The sequence below is a fragment of the Candidatus Magnetobacterium casense genome, assembly GCF_019173545.1.
In the GTDB taxonomy this organism is placed as follows: domain Bacteria; phylum Nitrospirota; class Thermodesulfovibrionia; order Thermodesulfovibrionales; family Magnetobacteriaceae; genus Magnetobacterium; species Magnetobacterium cryptolimnobacter.
Genome location: NZ_JABXWD010000432.1, coordinates 1 through 2,663, shown reverse-complemented (window position 1 = coordinate 2,663; position 2,663 = coordinate 1). Strand labels below are relative to the sequence as shown.

Annotated in this window: 3 protein-coding genes; 2 read left to right on the top strand and 1 reads right to left on the bottom strand. The window is 52.6% G+C overall.

The window, feature by feature from the left end; translation table 11 throughout:
• Positions 1 to 99 precede the first annotated feature (99 nt).
• Positions 100 to 771, bottom strand: coding sequence for a nucleotidyl transferase AbiEii/AbiGii toxin family protein (locus HWQ67_RS15920; protein WP_218253670.1), 672 nt, complete (start codon positions 769 to 771; stop codon positions 100 to 102).
• A gap of 266 nt (positions 772 to 1,037) precedes the next feature.
• Between HWQ67_RS15920 and HWQ67_RS15915 the strand changes: the two genes are divergently transcribed.
• Positions 1,038 to 1,937 (top strand): diacylglycerol/lipid kinase family protein, encoded by a 900-nt coding sequence (locus tag HWQ67_RS15915; protein ID WP_218253669.1) that lies wholly within the window; start codon positions 1,038 to 1,040, stop codon positions 1,935 to 1,937.
• 130 nt (positions 1,938 to 2,067) lie between these two features.
• Entirely contained in the window at positions 2,068 to 2,610 is a 543-nt protein-coding gene (locus HWQ67_RS15910; protein WP_218253668.1) for an NADH peroxidase, read from the top strand.
• Positions 2,611 to 2,663 lie beyond the last annotated feature (53 nt).

Genomic DNA, 2,663 nt, shown 5'->3' with positions numbered 1-2,663 from the left:
CGATAAAATGCACCGGATCGGATAGTGCCTCCTCCGGCTCCTTGAACCAGACAACACGACGGGCCACGTTCAGAAGTGCCGGCGTAACAGGCAAAATCTTCATGGTGTGCATCCGTTGTCATCTGCCCGTTTTGCATACGGCGTAAGCACGGCAAGACGGGTCGGCTCGACGGCTTCAACGGCAGCGCTTAGACGCCCGCGCACATCGGCGGGTAAGGTTGGCACATCGTCAAAAAAGCTGAGGGCCTTTAATGCAATCATGGGGTTGAAGCTACGTCCATAGACAATACGGCCCGCAGCAAGCGCACTGGACAAGTCAATGCCATGCCGTAACAGTGCGTCGATATCGATATAATCCTTGGCCTCTGCCCGCTGCTGCACCACAGCGACTTTTGTCCCCGCAATGTCAAGCAATGAGGCTACATGAATCGTGTGTCCCTCAGACTGATAGCGCTCGGACACCTGACCAAGGCCAAGCCCGCCAAAGAAGGAAACCAAAACAGGGCAGTCACGCCCGATGCGGCATTTCAGGGTATCGGGTGCAACTTGCACGCGCTCTGCGCCCTTAAGATAAGGGATGATTTGTGCAAGCTGGTTGGGATCAAAGGATTGGTTGGAAAAGAAATCAAAATCAACAGAGGTGCGGTGTCCAAGGTGCAAGGCAAGTGCCGTTCCGCCGTAGAGCGTGAAGTGTTCCGGTGTGGCGTCAAGTTCCGGCCACAGACGCAACTGTGTCGGCGGTAGAATGGTCAGGTTTGGCTTGAAAAACATATCCTAATTATAGCAGATTTCGATTTGATTAAATACAAAAAAAAGCGGCATTTTACGGGGTCAAGGGGTCAGCGAGGGGTCAGCGAGGGGCGAGCCGCCCCTGGCTAAGTTCCCCCGGCATAAAAGGGGCGAGCCGCCCCCAGCTAAGTTCCCCATTCGCAATGACTGGTGCCAACTTAGTTTTTGACCCTTGCTATCCCCGGGGCGGTAGATGTAAAATAGGCAATGACGCAAATGCTAGCACTATGGAGGCGTAAGGAATTTGGATGAAATTATCGGCGCTGCTTATCATTAATCCCATATCGACGACATTTAAGGTGGCCAGAATAGAAACGGCCACGGCAATGCTACAGGGGGCAGGCTATGATACGACCCTCTACTGGACCAGAGACAAGGGAGATGCCCAGAGACGAGCCGGACAGGCCGTCGAGGAATCCGCCGATAAGCCCTGGTCAGTGGTATTTGCCTGCGGAGGGGACGGGACGGCCAACGAGGTTGCAAATGGCCTGGCGTTTTCAAGGATTCCAATGGCCATACTGCCCATAGGAGGCAGTAACGTCCTGTCACGGGAGCTGGGTTCCAGGGGAGTGGTTCGGAGGGCTGTTGCATCGGCCATCGGAGGCCAACCGCAGAAAGTGTCTCTGGGACGCATACGCACACCCTGGGAGACACGCTACTTTACCACGATGGCCGGCATAGGGTTTGATGCCTTGGCGGTATACGGCCTCAACAAATCCCTCAAACGGGTGATCGGGGTATCGGCCTACGTCGTCAGCGGGATAGGGTGCCTGTTGAACTACAGGACTGAAGATATCACACTGCGGATTGACGGCAGCGATGTCAGAGGTTATTCGGCCATTGTCAGTAAGGCATCGCGCTATGGCGGTGAGTTTCGGATTGCACCGGAGGCCGATATCACAAAAGCGGAACTCTGCGTACACGTCTTCCAGGGACACGGCAGGGGCGCCCTGCTGAGGCACACGGCAGCCATTATAGGCGGACAACCCCTCGGAAAACTAAAGGGAGTGGTGGGAGGCAAATGCAACAGTATCCGGATTAACGCAGAAAGCCACATCCAGATGGATGGCGATTATTTCGGTAAATGTACCACAAACGTCCCCATAGAGATTGACGTATGCAAAGATGCCCTGATGCTTCAATTTTAGGAACAGGGTATTTTGATTGTATGCAAGATAAATATTTACAACTTTTCTTCTTTCATGTATGGTAAAATAAGTATGCTGTGATTTACGTCACAGCGCAAGTTAAATTATAAAAGAAGGGAGACAGTAGATTATGAAGAGATTTGTATGTACGATTTGCGGTTATGCACATCAAGGGGATGCCCCTCCTGATAAATGCCCTCAGTGTGGTGCTCCGGCGGAGAAGTTTATTGAAGGCAGCACCGGGGGATTGACATGGGCCGATGAGCATAGAATAGGAGTCGCCAAGGGCGTTGACCAGGAGATACTCGACGGCTTGAGAGCCAACTTCATGGGAGAATGCACGGAGGTCGGCATGTACCTTGCCATGAGTCGCCAAGCAGACAGAGAGGGCCTACCCGAGGTAGCAGAGGCATACAAGCGAATCGCATTTGAAGAAGCAGAGCATGCCTCCAAGTTTGCAGAGCTCCTGGGTGAAGTCCTGGTTGCAAGCACCAAGGAAAACCTAAAAGCCCGCGTTGAGGCAGAAAACGGCGCCTGTAAAGGTAAAAAAGACCTAGCAACCAAAGCAAAGCAACTCAACCTGGACGCAATACATGACACCGTACACGAAATGTGTAAAGACGAAGCCCGCCACGGTCAGGCATTTGAAGGGCTGTTGAAACGATACTTTTAATTTGCTAAATATAACGATCCCCCGCAAACAAAGTACAAGAAGGGGTCAAGGGG

Bases quoted from the DNA above. Each gene is read 5' to 3' on its own strand.
- HWQ67_RS15920 (WP_218253670.1), bottom strand. From the start codon at position 771: ATGTTTTTCAAGCCAAACCTGACCATTCTACCGCCGACACAGTTGCGT.
- HWQ67_RS15915 (WP_218253669.1), top strand. From the start codon at position 1,038: ATGAAATTATCGGCGCTGCTTATCATTAATCCCATATCGACGACATTT.
- HWQ67_RS15910 (WP_218253668.1), top strand. From the start codon at position 2,068: ATGAAGAGATTTGTATGTACGATTTGCGGTTATGCACATCAAGGGGAT.